14 protein-coding genes are annotated in these 16,512 nt (G+C 28.2%); 9 read left to right on the forward strand and 5 right to left on the reverse strand.

Going from position 1 to position 16,512, the window contains the following annotated elements:
* Positions 1-105 precede the first annotated feature (105 nt).
* The 4 genes from J2Z71_RS08480 to J2Z71_RS08495 form a co-directional block, all read right to left on the reverse strand.
* Positions 106-1,824, reverse strand: a complete 1,719-nt coding sequence (locus J2Z71_RS08480; protein WP_210062173.1) for a vWA domain-containing protein — start codon at positions 1,822-1,824, stop codon at positions 106-108.
* On the reverse strand, positions 1,814-2,737 hold the full coding sequence (locus J2Z71_RS08485) for an AAA family ATPase (protein ID WP_210062175.1): 924 nt from the start codon (positions 2,735-2,737) through the stop codon (positions 1,814-1,816). The genes J2Z71_RS08480 and J2Z71_RS08485 overlap by 11 nt, the downstream gene beginning before the upstream one ends.
* A gap of 89 nt (positions 2,738-2,826) precedes the next feature.
* Complete coding sequence (locus J2Z71_RS08490) at positions 2,827-4,134, reverse strand: alpha/beta hydrolase family protein (RefSeq protein ID WP_210062177.1); 1,308 nt, start codon at positions 4,132-4,134, stop codon at positions 2,827-2,829.
* A 78-nt stretch (positions 4,135-4,212) separates the two neighbouring features.
* Positions 4,213-6,624, reverse strand: a complete 2,412-nt coding sequence (locus J2Z71_RS08495) for a transglycosylase domain-containing protein (protein ID WP_210062185.1) — start codon at positions 6,622-6,624, stop codon at positions 4,213-4,215.
* Between the two features lie 145 nt (positions 6,625-6,769).
* Here J2Z71_RS08495 and J2Z71_RS08500 point away from each other — a divergent pair, with 145 nt between their 5' ends.
* The 5 genes from J2Z71_RS08500 to J2Z71_RS08520 all read left to right on the forward strand — a co-directional run bounded on the left by J2Z71_RS08500 (position 6,770) and on the right by J2Z71_RS08520 (position 11,778).
* Positions 6,770-7,426 (forward strand): Crp/Fnr family transcriptional regulator, encoded by a 657-nt coding sequence (locus J2Z71_RS08500; protein ID WP_210062187.1) that lies wholly within the window; start codon positions 6,770-6,772, stop codon positions 7,424-7,426.
* 94 nt (positions 7,427-7,520) lie between these two features.
* Entirely contained in the window at positions 7,521-9,365 is a 1,845-nt protein-coding gene (hcp, locus tag J2Z71_RS08505; protein ID WP_210062189.1) for a hydroxylamine reductase, read from the forward strand.
* Entirely contained in the window at positions 9,362-9,940 is a 579-nt protein-coding gene (locus J2Z71_RS08510; RefSeq protein WP_210062190.1) for a hypothetical protein, read from the forward strand. The genes hcp and J2Z71_RS08510 overlap by 4 nt, the downstream gene beginning before the upstream one ends.
* A gap of 1 nt (position 9,941) precedes the next feature.
* Entirely contained in the window at positions 9,942-10,484 is a 543-nt protein-coding gene (locus J2Z71_RS08515; protein ID WP_210062199.1) for a hemerythrin domain-containing protein, read from the forward strand.
* Positions 10,485-10,596: 112 nt separating this feature from the next.
* The gene (locus J2Z71_RS08520) at positions 10,597-11,778 is read left to right on the forward strand and encodes an MFS transporter (RefSeq protein ID WP_245311219.1); all 1,182 of its coding nucleotides are present in this window, start codon (positions 10,597-10,599) and stop codon (positions 11,776-11,778) included.
* Positions 11,779-11,803: 25 nt separating this feature from the next.
* Here J2Z71_RS08520 and J2Z71_RS08525 read toward each other — a convergent pair whose 3' ends face one another.
* Positions 11,804-12,358, reverse strand: a complete 555-nt coding sequence (locus J2Z71_RS08525; RefSeq protein WP_210062201.1) for a biotin transporter BioY — start codon at positions 12,356-12,358, stop codon at positions 11,804-11,806.
* Between the two features lie 215 nt (positions 12,359-12,573).
* On the opposite strand from J2Z71_RS08525, the gene J2Z71_RS08530 reads away from it, so the two are divergent.
* The 4 genes from J2Z71_RS08530 to lysS all read left to right on the forward strand — a co-directional run bounded on the left by J2Z71_RS08530 (position 12,574) and on the right by lysS (position 16,390).
* Positions 12,574-13,368, forward strand: coding sequence for a type III pantothenate kinase (locus J2Z71_RS08530; RefSeq protein ID WP_210062203.1), 795 nt, complete (start codon positions 12,574-12,576; stop codon positions 13,366-13,368).
* Complete coding sequence (dusB, locus tag J2Z71_RS08535) at positions 13,355-14,311, forward strand: tRNA dihydrouridine synthase DusB (RefSeq protein ID WP_245311220.1); 957 nt, start codon at positions 13,355-13,357, stop codon at positions 14,309-14,311. Before J2Z71_RS08530 ends, dusB begins: the two co-directional genes overlap by 14 nt.
* An 83-nt stretch (positions 14,312-14,394) precedes the next feature.
* Positions 14,395-14,868, forward strand: a complete 474-nt coding sequence (greA, locus tag J2Z71_RS08540) for a transcription elongation factor GreA (RefSeq protein WP_210062207.1) — start codon at positions 14,395-14,397, stop codon at positions 14,866-14,868.
* Between the two features lie 13 nt (positions 14,869-14,881).
* Positions 14,882-16,390, forward strand: a complete 1,509-nt coding sequence (gene lysS, locus J2Z71_RS08545; RefSeq protein ID WP_210062208.1) for a lysine--tRNA ligase — start codon at positions 14,882-14,884, stop codon at positions 16,388-16,390.
* Positions 16,391-16,512: the final 122 nt, after the last annotated feature.

The raw sequence follows: 16,512 nt of genomic DNA on the forward strand, positions 1-16,512 counted from the left end.
TGTTTTCCCATAAAAAAATAACACCTCCAAAGTTTTCTAAATTAAGTATATTATACTTTTTATTTAGTGTGTACTCTAGAGGTATTATAATCAAAGGGAGTTTTTTTAATCATAAAATTCTTTTGCAACAGATTTAAAAAATATTCCAACAACATGGTGAAATCTCTTTATATCTGTAATATATGCAAAGTTTTGACCGAAGATTTTTTTCTCTGCAGGAAGATCTTCTTCTTCTCCCATAAATACACCAAGTACATCAATACCTTTTAGTCTTGATATTAAAACTTGGTTAAAACTATCTAAAATAGCATCTTCATCAACATAATCTTTAGCATCTAAACTTCTTCCACCAATAATTCCTAGATTAATTTCATCATTTGGTTTTCCATCAGATAATATAATCATAAGTCGTCTTTGCTGTTGGTTTTTTTCTATAAATTCAGTCATTAGTTTTACTATAAGACCATCTCTATTACTACCTGAGGCAGTGTATTTGAATATTTCTTTATTTTTAATTTTTGAATCATTATAATCCCTATATTCTCTTATAACCATATAGTTGAAAAAATTATTAAATCCAACAACTCTAGTTTTAATATTTAGATTTGTAAGAGCTTCTGCTATTATAAATCCTTCAATTGCAACATTTGATTGCCTTTCATATTGTGATGCACTTTGATCTAGTATAATATCTACATAAATATCGCCCTTATGGTCTTTAAAACTCTTCTTAAAGATTTTACTATCAATACCTTTTACACTTTTCCAAATAAGAGAAGGTATTAAATCTCCATTATAACTAATAGTTTCATAGTCATCTGTATTTCTAAGAAGAGAGTTTTTTATAATTTCTTCTAGATTCTTAATGCCCCTTTTATAAATAAGTTCATTTTCATTATAGGTATTTAAGTTTTCAATATAAGCATCTTCTGCACGATTTTTATAATATTGTGAATCTTTATGTTTAAATTCACCCTTTGTAAAAAATAATTTTATACCTTCATGAATACCAGTACAGACCTTATTTTCTAGCTTTAAAACTTCTTTTTCATTTAAAGTTTCTTCACCATAGTGTTTTCTAATAGTGTCATATAGATTTTTATTTTTTCCACTATTAAGACTTAAATCATCTATAACTATTTTAGAATCTGAGAAATCTTGAGATGTGAATTCTGCAGATTCAATAGTGAATTTTTCAAGGTTTTCAAGGCTTGTATTTTCAACATTTTTAGTTCTAATAGTTTTATTAGATAAAGTAGGTTCTTTTTTAGATTTTTCTATAATTTTTTTAACTTCTTCATCTTCTTTAAGTGTAGTGTTTACATGAAAGTATTTTTTGTAAACTTTGTCTAAGAAAATAATTAAATCTGATGTCTTAGTAGATTTAAATTTAATTATATCAAGAAGAAGTTTTTCAAGAGAATGATTTATCTTATAGGGAATATTATTTATATATTCATAATAAGATTTTTCAAGTTCTTCTTTTATATCCTTTGGAACTACTATTGTATAGTGATGTAAAATATCTTTTTCATATTTTATTTTAAAATCATCTACACCAGGTCTATTTTCAATAAGAAAATTAGAAACTGCATTTTCCATAGTAATTTCTGCTATAAATAAAAGATCTTTATTATTACTTTTTGTTCTAGCACTACGATTTAAAAAATCTGCAACAAGATCCATATTATAAATTTGATAAAAATATCCTAGAAGAGCTGCCTTATAAGGAGATTTAATATTAGTAGAAAATAAATCTAAATCTACTTTAAAATCATAATCCTCAGCCACAGTCCAAACTATATTAGATATTCTATTTTCCATTAAACAAATCTCCTGATGTGATTTTTGATTCAAAAAGAGTATCTAAAGTATCTTTTACAATTTCAGATTCAAATTGATCAAAAGTCTTATGACTCATTCCCATTTCAATAGATTGATTAATATTAAGTCCTTTTTCCATAAGATCAATTGCACTTAAAAGCCCTCTTAAATCTATAGACTTTGATGAAATTTCTGAGTTTAGAGATTTTTGTTGAAGATCAATAAAAAACTTCGCAAATCTTTTTATATATTCTTCTTTTAGATTTGTTTTTTCTCCTAACATTTCCTTAAGATTCGCCTCAGTAATAGTTGGCATATCTATTACTAAAAATCTAGAAACTAAGGCCTCATTTAAATCACGTGTTCCAACATATCCATAGTTCATAGTTGCAATAAATCTTGATGCTTCATGAAGTGCAAGTCTATTATAACCTGGCACATCAATTATTTTTCTATAATCAAGTGCTGAGTGAACTACTGAAAGTGCTTCGTTTTTTGCCATATTAATTTCATCAAAAACAGCAAATCCACCGTATTCAGCAGCTTCATATACAGGTCCTTTTTTTAAGACTACTTCGTTATTTCTAAAAGTATCAGCTCCTATTAAAGATGCTGCATCTGTATTGATATTTAGAGATACTGTCCAAAGTGGCCTGTGAAAAAGTGCTGCTAAGTTTTCTGAAAGAACATTTTTTCCAGTTGCTTTAGGTCCTGAAAGTAAAATGTGATTTCCAGTTAAAATTCCTGCTATTGCCTTTTCCCAAACATCAACACCATAGTATTTGAATTTTGGGGTTGGTACTCTTTGTTCAAGAGCTGTATCATTTAATTTATAAAAGGATAAAAAATTCTCTACATCTAAAAGTAGAGAGTCTTTTATTCCTTGTTCTTTTAAAAAGTTAATAAGTTCCATATAAAACCTCCATTGCTTTATTTTACTCTAAGAGATGGATATTTCAATAGATAATATAAAATAAAAAGAAAAATAGCTAAGCTATTTTTCTAATTGTTAATCCATTGTGAAATTTCATCAATGACATCTGGTCTAACTACAGACTCTTTGTCATATATACCCATATCATAATTATTATTTTCTGATTCTGAATAAATGTGATTTAATCCTTCAAATAACTTAAATTTAACATTTTCATGTTCTGATAAAAGTTCAATATATTCATAGTAATTTCTATCAGGAAGGATTTGAAAATCATTATTTGCTTGCATAATAAAAAGCTTTCCTGAAAAATTTAAAATATCTTCTTTAGTATTTAGCCTATTAAGACTTGCCCAGTAAGAGGCTTTTAAACCAAAGGCATCTTCTTTAGAGTTTTTATTAATACTCTTTGCCTTTTGCACTTCTTCTAAAACATTGTCTAATTGCTTTTTCTTATCTTCTTCACTAAGTCCATTACTTTGTTTTATTAGCATTTCATTTTGATCAAAAATAACATCTGAAAGACTTCTTAAACTACCAGACATAAGTGCAATTCCTTTAATATTTTTGCTCTTTGCCATAGTTGGAGCAAGCATTGCACCTTGATCATGAGCTAGTATATAAATATTTTCTAAATCAACATTGTTTAGGCTTTTTACAAAATTATAGGCTGCATCAAAATCATTAAAGTATTCATTTTCAATACTGTTTTTTAAATTGCCATGTAAAATACTTTTGTCATATCTTAAAGAAGCAATATTATTTTTTGCAAGTCCTATTGCAATATCTTTAAAGGGTTGATTTCCAGAAAGCCCTATTGTTTCGTCCATATCATAAGGTCCAAGACCTGTAATCATAATTACAATTGGTGGATTTTCTATATCTTTTGGCATTGTAAGAGCGCCTGGGATTATTAGATTATCTTTATATAGCTCAATTGGTTTTATAGAATAGTATTTATTACTTTCTTTTTTTACAGAGCCTGGAAATGTTGAAATATTAGTGAGTTTTCCCGTATTGTCATAAGTATAGACTTCAGAGCTTTTTCTATGTTCATTGTCTAAAACTAATAGTACACTTTGTTCTGTTAATTGAACTTTTTCTATACTTTTAAAATCTCCAACAATTGTTCTATAATGATCTATACTTTGATATAGTTCTTTTTTGTCAATAGAGCCTTGAGATTCAGTGTTAAAGTTTTTAAAAAAGTTATTTTTCTTATAACTTCCATCGCTAAGTTCTTTTGAATAATCTTCTGTTATTTTAATTAAATTTGGTTCGTTTGAAGTATTATTCTGTGTATTTTTTTTAAGAACGCAGGAGGTAAGAAGTAATAATATTAATGTTAAAAATATATATTTTTTAGTTTTTTTCATTTGGCCTCCCTTCATTGTTAAATAAATTATATTACAGATATAAAAAAATGCAATAAAAAAGGACCATATGGTCCTAATTTATCTACCTCTATAATCGCTATTTTTTCCCTTTGATGATTTATCTCTTTTGTCATTGTTGTCAGTTTTTTTATCGTCTTTGTCTTTTTTATTGTCTTTATCATCATCATTAGTTTTTGGCTTTGGTTTTGGAATATATCTTACCATTTTATTAGTAAAATGAGCTTCTGTTCCTTCTACTATTAATTCGGATTTTCCAACACCTTTAACATATTCTTTTTTAATGCCAGTAGGTTCTTCAAATTCCTTATCTTCTAAGTCTTCATGAAGAGGTTGCATAATTGATCTCCATAAAGAAGCAGCAGTAGTAGAGTAGAATGGAAGTGGTTTATGATCATCTCGTCCAATAAATACACTACATACATAATAAGGTGTATATCCTACAAACCAAGCTTCTTTTTGACTATTTGTTGTACCAGTTTTACCAGCAATATGCATTCTTGGGAAGTTTGCATTTCTACCAGTTGTCTGTGTTACAACTTCTTCAAGAATATCAGTTATAACATAGGCATTTTGCTCTGACATAACTTTTTTGCCTTCTTTTTTATTTTCGTAAATAACTTCTCCAGAAGATGTAGTTATTTTTTGAACAAAAGTAGGTTTCATAAATTCACCTTGATTAGCAAGGGGAGTATAAGCTCCTGCCATTTCAAGAGGTGAAATACCTTTAGTCATACCTCCAAGAGATAGAGCAGAGAAGTTCATATCATTTCTTGCTGGATTATCTTCTGGCCATACTAAAGATGAAATTCCAATATTCTCTAGATTTTCCATAATCATAGTTGCAGCTTTTTTCTCATCAACAGCACGAGAATAACTATAAGCAGTATTTGCTTTATTATTTCTATCAGAACCAATATCTCTTGCTACAAGATAGGCACCAACATTTGAAGATTTTCTTAATAAATTTCTAATAGTAGTCCAACCTTGATATGAGTTTCCAACATTTCTAGGTTTATATGGTAATTTGCTTCCATTTAAAGATGAGTCTAAATAGACATCTGCTGCAGTAGCACCATCTTCAAAAGCTGTCATATAAACAGAAATAGGTTTTATACTTGATCCAGGTTGTCTTGGAGTTGTCGCTCTATTTAAATTTGAAGAACCAACTATTCCACGTCCTCCAATAAGAGCTTTTACTTCTCCTGTATGTGGATCCATTATTACTGATGCAACTTGTGGTTGTGGGTTTCCCTTTTCATCAGTAAAGTTTCCTGGGTAGTGAGAAGGATTAGAAACTATATCTTCAACTTTTTTTTGCATATCAAGATTCATAGAAGTTTCAATTGAAAATCCACCAGTATAAAGCTTGTTTGATGCTTCTTCATGAGTGTATCCTAGATCTTTTAATATTGAGATTGTTTCTTTTTTCACCTCATCTACATAGAATGATGAGATTCCTTTTTCTCTTCTTTGTCCTAGATTAATTTTAATTTCATATCCTAAAGCTTCATTATATTCTTCTTCTGTAATATATCCTTGTTGAAGCATAAGTTTTAAAATTAGTTCTTGTCTTTCTTTAGAAACTGGATTAAAAACTGCTTTCATAGGAACTAATTGGCTATTTTCAATTTGTTTGTATTCAAAATTATCTATAATTCCAAGTTCTAAAAGTTGTTTTCCAATTGAAATAATAGCTTCATTATTAGTTTCTCCTTCAGCAATAGGTCTTAATACAATTTCTGTTTTAGAAAGGTCGTCATTAGGCTCAATATTTCCCCTATTATATGGAGAGTATTTTTCTGGCCTATTTGTAATACCAGCCATTAAAGCACATTCTGCAAGATTTAGTTCTGTTACATTTTTGTTGAAGAATGTTTTTGCAGCTGCTTGAACTCCAACAGTTCCCTTAGAGAAACCAGCTGAATTTAAGTATGCTTCTAAAATTTGATCCTTTGAAAGAACAGATTCAAGTTCATAGGCATAGTATATATCTGTAAGTTTTCTATCAATGCTTTTTGCTTGATTAGTGTATAAGTTTTTTGCAAGTTGCATTGTAATAGTTGAGGCACCTTGTTGTAATGATCTAGTTTTTAAATCGTGAACAATTGCACCTACAACTCTTTTAAAATCAACTGCATTATGATCATAAAATCTTTCGTCTTCAACAGCTATTACAGCTCTTTGTAAATCCTTTGGAATAGAATCAAGACTAACATATTCAGAAAACTCATTTAATACAAGAGTCTGAACTAAATTCTTATTGTCATCATATACTTTAGATGTTTCTTTTATTTGGTTGCGATAATTTTCAGGTTCAATAGGTGGAGCTTGCTTAAGAACAGATAATACATAGGCTCCAAGGAAAGTTCCAAGAATAACAAGAACCATTAAAACTATTATTAACAGTATCTTTATAATACTTGAAAATCGAAGCATTCCCCCAGTTTGTCGCTTCCTATTTTTCTTCATAGTAGTATAAACCTCCTTAATCCTCTTTATTATAACAGATTTTATCTTAAAATAGCATGAAATATACATTGTAATAGAACTTTAGGTAAAAATATAATTTTGCTTAACAATTGTAATATTTGTATAATTAACTAGAGGTGATTATATGTTTAAAGAGTTAAAATTGTTTAAGGGATTAAGTGAAGAGGAAATAAAAAACTTTTTAGAAATTAATAATGCCATTATAAGTTCTTATAAAGAGGGGGAATATATATTTGAGCAAGATGATATGCCAAAATATTTATATATATTATTAGAAGGTAGTATCTCTGTTGAGAGAATGGATATAAATGGAAAGAGAACTATAATAAATCAATTTAGAGAAAAAAACACTGTATTTGGAGAAGTTTATTTATATGTAGATAGTAAAAAGTATGATTATTCAGCTTTAAGTATTGAAGATTCAAAAATATTGTCAATAGAAAAAGAAGCCTTTGAATTTCATATAGATGATAAGTACTCTAAAATAATCACAAATAATATGCTAGAAATTTTGTCTAATAAAGCCTTTTATTTAAATCAAAAGATTTTAATATATAGTAGTTTTTCACTAAGACAAAAATTATCTAAATTCTTTTTATTAATATCAGAAAATAAAGATATTGTAGAATTAGAATTAAATAGAGAAGAACTTGCAGATTTTTTAGGAGTTACAAGGCCTTCTATTTCAAGAGAACTTATGAATATGCAAGAAGATGGACTAATTAAAATTGACAAAAATAAAGTAAGTTTAAATAGAAATTTATTAAAAGATTTTTTATAATGTAACATAGGTTACATAAATTATAAAAATAATATAGTATACTTTAATCAAGTTAAAAGATATATATAAAAGAGATATTAAAGGGGAGGCAATTATGGAGAATAAAATGTTTTGTTATCAATGTCAGGAAACAAATAAAAACACAGGTTGTACAATTGCTGGAGTATGTGGTAAAAAGGCAACTACTGCAAATTTACAAGATATGCTTATTTATCAAACAAAGGGACTTTGTGAGATTACAAATAGATTAAGAGAAGAAGGTAAAAGAATAAAGAGAACTACAAATCAAATTATAATGCATAATTTATTTACAACTATAACTAATGCAAATTTTGATGAGGATGTTATATTAAGTAGAATAATAGAAACAATAAATGAAAAAGAAAGTATAATTGATGAAGTTTTAGATAGAACAAAACTTACAGAGGCTTCTATATATAATGAAAAAGATGAAGATGCTTTAAGAGAAAAATCTACAGAGATTGGTGTTCTTGCAACTAAAGATGAAGATATAAGAAGTTTAAGAGAACTTATGACTTATGGAATTAAGGGAATGGCAGCTTATTTATATCATGCAAATATGCTTGGATATGATGATGAAGAAATTAGTGAGTTTTTACAATATGCAATGGCAAAGACTTTAGATGATTCTTTATCTGTAAATGAACTTGTTGCAATGAATTTAAAAACTGGAGAATTTGGTGTAAGAGCAATGCAACTTTTAGACTATGCAAATACAACTACTTTTGGAAATCCAGAAATAACAAGTGTAAATATTGGAGTAAGAAATAATCCTGCTATTTTAATTTCAGGACATGATCTTCACGATATGAAAGAACTTTTAGAACAAACAAAGGGAACTGGAGTAGATGTATATACTCACTCAGAAATGCTTCCTGCAAATTATTATCCTGAACTTAAAAAATATGAAAACTTTGTAGGTAATTATGGAAATGCTTGGTGGAAACAAAAAGAAGAATTTGAATCTTTTAATGGACCAATTCTTATGACAACAAATTGTATCGTTCCTCCAAAGGCATCTTATATAGATAGATTATTTACAACAGGAGATGCAGGATATCCAGGATGTAAACATATAGATGGAACTATTGGAAATAAAAAAGACTTCTCAGAAATAATAGAACTTGCTAAAAAATGTAAATCTCCTATAGAAATTGAACATGGAGAAATCATTGGTGGATTTGCTCATAATCAAGTAATAGAGCTATCTGATAAAATAGTTGCAGCAGTAAATGAAGGATTAATTAAGAAATTTGTAGTAATGGCAGGTTGTGATGGAAGACATAAAGAGAGAAACTATTATACAGATTTTGCAAAGGCACTTCCAAAGGACAGTGTAATATTAACAGCAGGTTGTGCAAAATATAGATATAATAAATTAAATCTTGGAGATATTGCAGGAATTCCAAGAGTGCTAGATGCAGGTCAATGTAATGACTCCTTCTCACTTGTAGTAATAGCTATGACATTACAAAAAGCCTTTGGTCTTGAAGATATTAACGACTTACCAATTGTATATAATATTGCATGGTATGAACAAAAAGCAGTAATAGTTCTACTTGCACTACTTGCACTTGGAGTTAAAAATATTCATCTAGGACCTACACTTCCAGGATTTTTATCTGAAAATGTAACTAAGGTATTAGTTGATAATTTTGGAATTGCAGGAATTTCAACTGTTGAAGAAGATATTGAAAACTTAATTATAAATGATGAAAAAGAATCAAGTGATGATGTAATGGATATGGCAATGGGAGAACTTATTATGAAATACCCTCAACTAATAGATGTATTAACAAGTCTTGGAATGCATTGTTTAGGATGTCCATCTTCACAAATGGAAACTTTAAAAGAAGCAGCACTTGTTCATGGTCTTGATATTAATGAAGTAGAAGTATTAGTTAGAAAAAGTCTATGAGTAAATTTTTAGCACCAATACATTTTATAATGTATGACAAAATATTATTTTTAGATAAATTAACAAATAAATATATAGATTTTGCAGAGAAAAATAATATAGAACTTGAAAGTTTAAATAGTCTAGAAAGTATAGATTATGCTCCTTTAGATGAAATAATTGATGAATCAAATATTCATACATGGATTCAAAAAAGAGTTTCTATAGTAGAAGATAAACTTGCCTATATAGTATCTGAAATATTAAAAGAAAATGAGACTTTTGAAAATGAAATTTTAGAAATTGCAAAAAACACTGGAGAAGAAGAAAGTTTTTCAGGAAATCCAAGAGAGGCATTTGTTGAAATATCTAATAAATTTTTAGATGGAATGCCCTGCGATCATGCAATTAGTATTTTAGAAGAAGATGAAAATTTATTAAAATATAAAATAGAAATAGATAAGCATAGTGAGTTTTGGAATTATGGCATAAATAGTAATATCTATTGGAAAATAAGAAACTCCTTTATAGAAGGTTTAATTGGAAAAGATTTAAAACTTGAAAAGTTAGATAATATATATGAAATAAGAGGTTAATATGTACACAATAGATTATTTAGAAAAAGAACATGATTTAATAATAAATCTTACAAATAATATTGAAAAGAACTCTTTAAAAATATTAAATGGTGAAGATGTAGATGTAGAATTTTTTAGAAATGTAATAATTTTTATTAGAAAATTTGCAGATGGAGAACACCACAAAAAAGAAGAGGATATTTTATTTAAATATATGATATTAGAACTGGGAGATCTTGCAAATAAACTAATTACAAATGGAATGCTTGTAGAGCATGATATGGCAAGATTTTATGTAAGAGAACTTGAGAAATATTTAGATGAATATGAAAAAGAAAAAACTCAAAGAAATAAATTATTCATTATAAACTATGCAATGAGTTATGCAGAGCTTTTAAGAAGACATGTAGATAAGGAAAATAATGTAGTTTATACTTTTGCAAATCGTGCTTTAAGTGATGAGATTAAAAAAACAATAGAAGCTGAAATGAAAGAAAGAGTAAAAGAAGAAGAGGCTCTTGAAGAAGAAAAAAATGATTTAATTAAAAAATTAAATATCTAAGAAAATAGCTATCCTTGAGATAGCTATTTTTTATAGTATAACTTTACAATGTAGAATATATAATATATCATTTTTTTAAGGTTTCATATTATAAAATAAAGAAGGGTTGAAAATGGAAACTATAAAAAATAGTAAGAAGGCATATATTATAGAAACAATAATGTTTTTTACATATGTGTTTTTCGGAGTAAACTGGATAGTTGGAACGACTCTTACGCCAGAAATAATGGAGTACTTTAAATTAAGTACTTTTTCATCGGCAACATTTGTATCAAATGCAATTACAATTGCAAAAATACTTGGAAACTTAGTAGCAGCAGATATCTTATATAAATTATTTCCTAAAAAGGCAATAGGGCTTGCATCATTTTCTATATTTTTTGGATCAATGATTGCAATTATAGCTCCAAGTTATATATTTTTTATATTTGGTAGATTTATTATGGGATTTGGAGGAGCATTATATATAGTTTATTTTAATCCTGTAGTTATTAATTATTTTACAGAAGATAAAAGGCCATTTTTAAATACAGTAAATAATGCCTGCTATAATATTGGATCAATAGTTGCATTAATATGTGTAGGTCCAGTTGTAAATCTTCTTAAAAATTGGAAGTATTCAATGGCATTTTTTGCAATGATATCTTTAGTATTATTTATAATTTGGATAATATTTGGAGAGGATTTTGAAATACTTAAGAAAAATGAAAAGAAAAGTAAATTAAGTATAGAATTAAAAGAAAAATTCACTTGGATTTTGCCCTTTACCTATGCAGGAAGACTTACACTATTTTTAGTGTTTTTGACAATATTTCCAATATCAGGTCTATCTGTAATAGATGCAAAATTACTTTCTGTATTAATTGCAATAGGTGGATTATTTGGATCTTTTTTTGCAATGAAAATAGCTAAGAAATCTTCAAGAAGACTTCCTGTAATTAGATACTCAGGTCTTGGAATGCCAATATGTGCAGTGATATTACTACTTACTCAGTCATCAATAATTGAAATAATTGCAAGTTTTTTAGTTGGAGTATTTATTTATCTTCCTTTGACATCTCTTTTTACAATTCCTCAGGAATTAGAAGGTATGACTATATCAAGACTTACTGCAGTTATGAGTTTATTTTGGTCAATATCTTATATTTTTGAAACAATAAGCTATTATTTAATAGGAAGAATAATTGACTCAAGAGGATATTTTGTAGGACTTTTTATAGCTGCAATGCTTTCGTTAACTTGTTTCATAGGATCATTTTTACTTCCAGAAACAGGAAAAATAAATAGAAATTAAAAAAAAGACCAGATTTGGTCTTTTTTTAGTTTCTATTTTCATTTTGTAAAGCTTTTTTAATTTTTGGTGTAATAGCAGTAGCTACTATCATTTTTATAATATCTCCAGGTATAAAGGGAATTAGTCCCATAGATAAAACAGCCATTAAACTTTCTGGAGCTTTTCCAATATAAAATTTAAGTATTAAATATAAGTATGGAAGTCCAATTAAATAAAATAGGATCTCTGCAATTATAAGTGTAATAAATATTTTCTTTCTACTTATAGTATCTTTTGTGAGTTTTGAAATTAAATATCCACCAATTGCAAAGGCTATAAGAAATCCAAATGTAGGTTTAAAGACTGATTGGATTCCACCAGTAAAACCTGAAAATATTGGAACACCAACTAGTCCAAGTATTATATAAATTAAAACTGATAAAAATGCTTCAACTGGGCTAAGTAAAAGTCCTGCCATAAATACAAAGAAATTTTGTAAAGTTATTGGAACAGGATACATAGGTATAGAAATAAAAGCACCAACACATATAAGTGCTGTAAATATTGCAATTCTTGTTAAACTTTTCGTATTATTTTTCATAAAATCCTCCAATGTTAAAATCTACTTTAATTATAAATAGGGTTTACAATTATGTCAATTAGTATTTAATGTAAACTTTAAATAAATTTTAAGTAACAATATTCCGCTTATTTAATTATTGCTAATAAAATGGGATAAAATGAGCTTTTCCCTTGCAATTTAACTTTTATAAATATATACTAAAAATATTAAAAATTTCGAAAATGAGGATGAATATGTTATTAGTAATTGATGTAGGAAATACTACAATAGTATTTGGAGTTTATAAAAAAAATGAATTAGTTCATGACTTTAGAATATCAACTGTAAAAACTAGAACATCTGATGAATATGGAATGCTTTTTTATAGCACTCTTTCACATGCAAATATTGATCCAGATGATATAGATGATGTAATAATTTCATCAGTTGTGCCAAACTTAATGCATACACTTCCAAGTATGATTATTAAGTATTTTAACAAAAAACCTATAGTTGTAAATGAAGAACTAAAAACTGGACTAAATATTAAATATGATAATCCAATGGAAGTTGGAGCAGATAGAATAGTAAATGCAGTAGGTGCTTTAGAAAAATACGGTGGGCCTTGTATTATTATAGATATAGGAACTGCCATGACTTTTTGTGTTATAGATTATAATAATAATTATCTAGGTGGTCTTATTATGCCAGGACTTGGAATTTCATCAGAGGCTTTATTTATGAGAACTTCTAAACTTCCAAAGATAGAAATAGTAAAACCAGACCATGTAATTTCAACTACAACTGTATCAAGTATGCAAGCAGGAATGTACTATGGATATAGTGTTATGATAGATGGAATTATTGAGAAGATAGTAGAAGAACTTGGAATTACAGTAGATGATATAAATATTATTTCAACAGGAGGATTTTCATCACTTCTTACTAAAGATTCTAAATATGATATTGTAATAGATAGATTTTTAACTTTACATGGTTTAAAGACTATTTACGATAAGAATAGAGATGATCTTCTTGAAAGATATTAATTTAAAAGGGGCTATACTTTCTCCACTTGCAGGCTATACAGATGTGGCTTTTAGAGAAATATGTTCAGATCATAATGCTACAATGACTGTTACTGAAATGGTAAGTGCAAAGGCTCTTTACTATAAGGATAAAAAATCAAGAGAACTTTTAGAAATTTCGCCAAAGGAAGAAAGAGCTTGTGTTCAACTATTTGGAGATGATCCTGAGATAATGGGATATGTTGTAAAAGAGTATATAAATAAACTTGATTTTAAAGTAATTGATATAAATATGGGTTGCCCTGCTCCAAAAATTATAAAAAACAATAATGGATCAGCTCTTTTAGACCAACCAGAGCTTTCTTATGATATAATGAAAAGTGTTGTAGATAACTCGAATGTTCCTGTATCTGTGAAGATCAGAAAGGGAATAAGAAACACAAATTCCATTGAAATTGCAAGGCTTGCTGAAAAAGCAGGGGTATCTTTTATTACAGTTCATGGACGAACAAGAGAAGAATACTATCAAGGTCATGCTGATTGGAATTATATAAAAGAGATAAAAAATATTGTTAAAATTCCAGTAATAGGAAATGGTGATATTAACTCCTATGAAGATGCCTATGAAAAGATGAAATATTCAGGTGTAGATGGAGTTAGTATTGGAAGAGGAGCAATTGGAAATCCCTTTATCTTTGATGAAATATATAAAAAACTTGCAGGTGAAGAATATATTATGCCAACTAATGAAGAAAAAATTAATATGGCATTATATCATTTAGAGCTTATGGCTAAGTATAAAGGTGAAAGAATAGCAGTAAGAGAAATGAGAAAGCACTTTGCAGGTTATTTAAAATCAATGCATGGTTCAAAAGAAATAAAAGATAAATTAAATAGAATTGATAATATTGAAGAAATAAAAATCTTACTAGAAGGTTTTATAGTAAATCTTGCCAAACCTTGACAAGAATGGCTATTTTTACTATAATTGTTAAGACTTTTAAGAGTAAGAACAGATTAAATTAATATATATTAGGAGAGATTTTAATGGAAAAAGATATATTCTTTACCCCAGAAGGTTTAGAGAAAATGGAAGCGGAAATTGAATATTTAAGAACTGTAAGAAGAAAAGAAGTTGCAGAAAGAATTAAAGTAGCTCTTGGATATGGAGACTTATCTGAAAACTCTGAATATGATGAAGCGAAAAATGAACAAGCTCAACTTGAAGAGAGAATTGTTAAACTTGAAAATATGGTAAGAAACGCAAGAGTTATAGATGAAGATGATCTTAATACTGAAATAGTAAATGTAGGTTCAACTGTTGCAGTTAAAGATCTATCAGATGGCGAAGAAGATGAATTTACAATAGTGGGTTCAGCAGAAGCAGATCCATTAAGTGGAAGAATTTCAAATGAAAGTCCAGTAGGCGGAAAGCTTTTAGGAGCAAAAGTTGGAGATGTAATTGAAGTAGAAATCCCTGATGGAATGATTAAGTACGAAGTGGTTTCAATATCTTTATAAGTAGGAGGTAGTAATGCAAAAAAAAACGCAAGAGGAAAAAAGACTTAATGAAATGCTACTTTTAAGAAGACGTAAATTAGAAGAGCTAAGAGAAGAAGGAAAAGATCCATTTAAAATATCAAAATATGATGTGTCTATTTACTCAAACAAAATTAAAGAAAACTTTGAAGAACTTGAAGAAAAAGAAGTTTCAATAGCAGGAAGAGTAATGAGTAAAAGACGTCATGGAAAAATTGCATTCTTAGATATTCAAGACCAAGAAGGTAGAATACAAGTATTTGCAAGAAAAGACGTTTTAGAAGAAAACTATGAAGACGTAAAAGGTCTTGATATGGGAGATATAATTGGAGTAAAGGGATTAGTATTTAAAACAGAAGCAGGAGAAATCTCTGTAAGAGCAACAGAACTTACACTTCTTACTAAATCACTACAAATATTACCAGAAAAATTCCATGGCTTAAAAGATCCAGACTTAAGATATAGACAAAGATATGTAGACTTAATAGTAAATCCTGAAATAAAAAATGTATTTATACAAAGAACAAAAGTCCTAAAATCCATAAGAGAATACTTAGACAATAAAGGTTTCTTAGAAGTAGAAACACCAATACTTGGAACAGTAGCAGGTGGAGCAAATGCTAGACCTTTTTATACACATCACAACACTCTTGATATGGATATGCAACTTAGAATAGCTAATGAATTATTCTTAAAAAGATTAATAGTTGGTGGATTTGATAAAGTATATGAAATGGGAAAAATGTTTAGAAATGAAGGAATGGATACAAGACATAATCCTGAATTTACAAATATTGAAATATACCAAGCATATACAGACTATGAAGAAATGATGAGAATAACAGAAGATCTATTTGAAAATGCAGCAATGACACTTTATGGAACTACAAAAATAGACTATCAAGGAACAGAAATAGACCTTAAAGCTCCATGGAAGAGAATAACAATGACTGAAGCGGTAAAAGAAACTACAGGAGTAGATTTTGATACAATAGATACAGATGAAGAAGCAATTAGCATAGCAAAAGCTAAAGGACTAAATGTAGAAGAAAACTGGACAAGAGGAAAAATTATAGCAGAAATGTTTGAAGAATTTGCAGAAGGAACACTAATTCAACCAACATTTGTAACAAAACATCCAGTAGAAGTATCACCACTATCAAAAAGATCTCTAGAAGACGAAAGACTAACAGATAGATTTGAAGCATTTATATATACATGGGAATTTGCAAATGCCTTTACAGAACTTAATGATCCAATAGATCAAAAACAAAGATTTGAAGATCAAGTTAAAGAAAAAGAAGCAGGAGACGACGAAGCACATCCTATGGACCATGACTTTATAAACGCACTAGAAGTAGGGCTTCCTCCAACAGGTGGACTTGGAATAGGTGTAGATAGAATGATTATGCTTCTTACAAATCAACCAAGTATAAGAGATGTTGTATTCTTCCCAACAATGAAACCAATAGGACAAGAAAAAGAAGAGGAAGAAGAAAACTAAATTTTAAATTAAAAGAGAGATTAATCTCTCTTTTTGTAAATAGAAAACCCCCAGTTAGACTGGGGGTTCCGTAAAGCTTTAGCGTTAATTCTCTAAAAATTAAAAAACCTCTAGTGATAAAA

The sequence above is a fragment of the Peptoniphilus stercorisuis genome (assembly GCF_017874395.1).
Classification (GTDB): Bacteria; Bacillota; Clostridia; order Tissierellales; family Peptoniphilaceae; genus Anaerosphaera; species Anaerosphaera stercorisuis.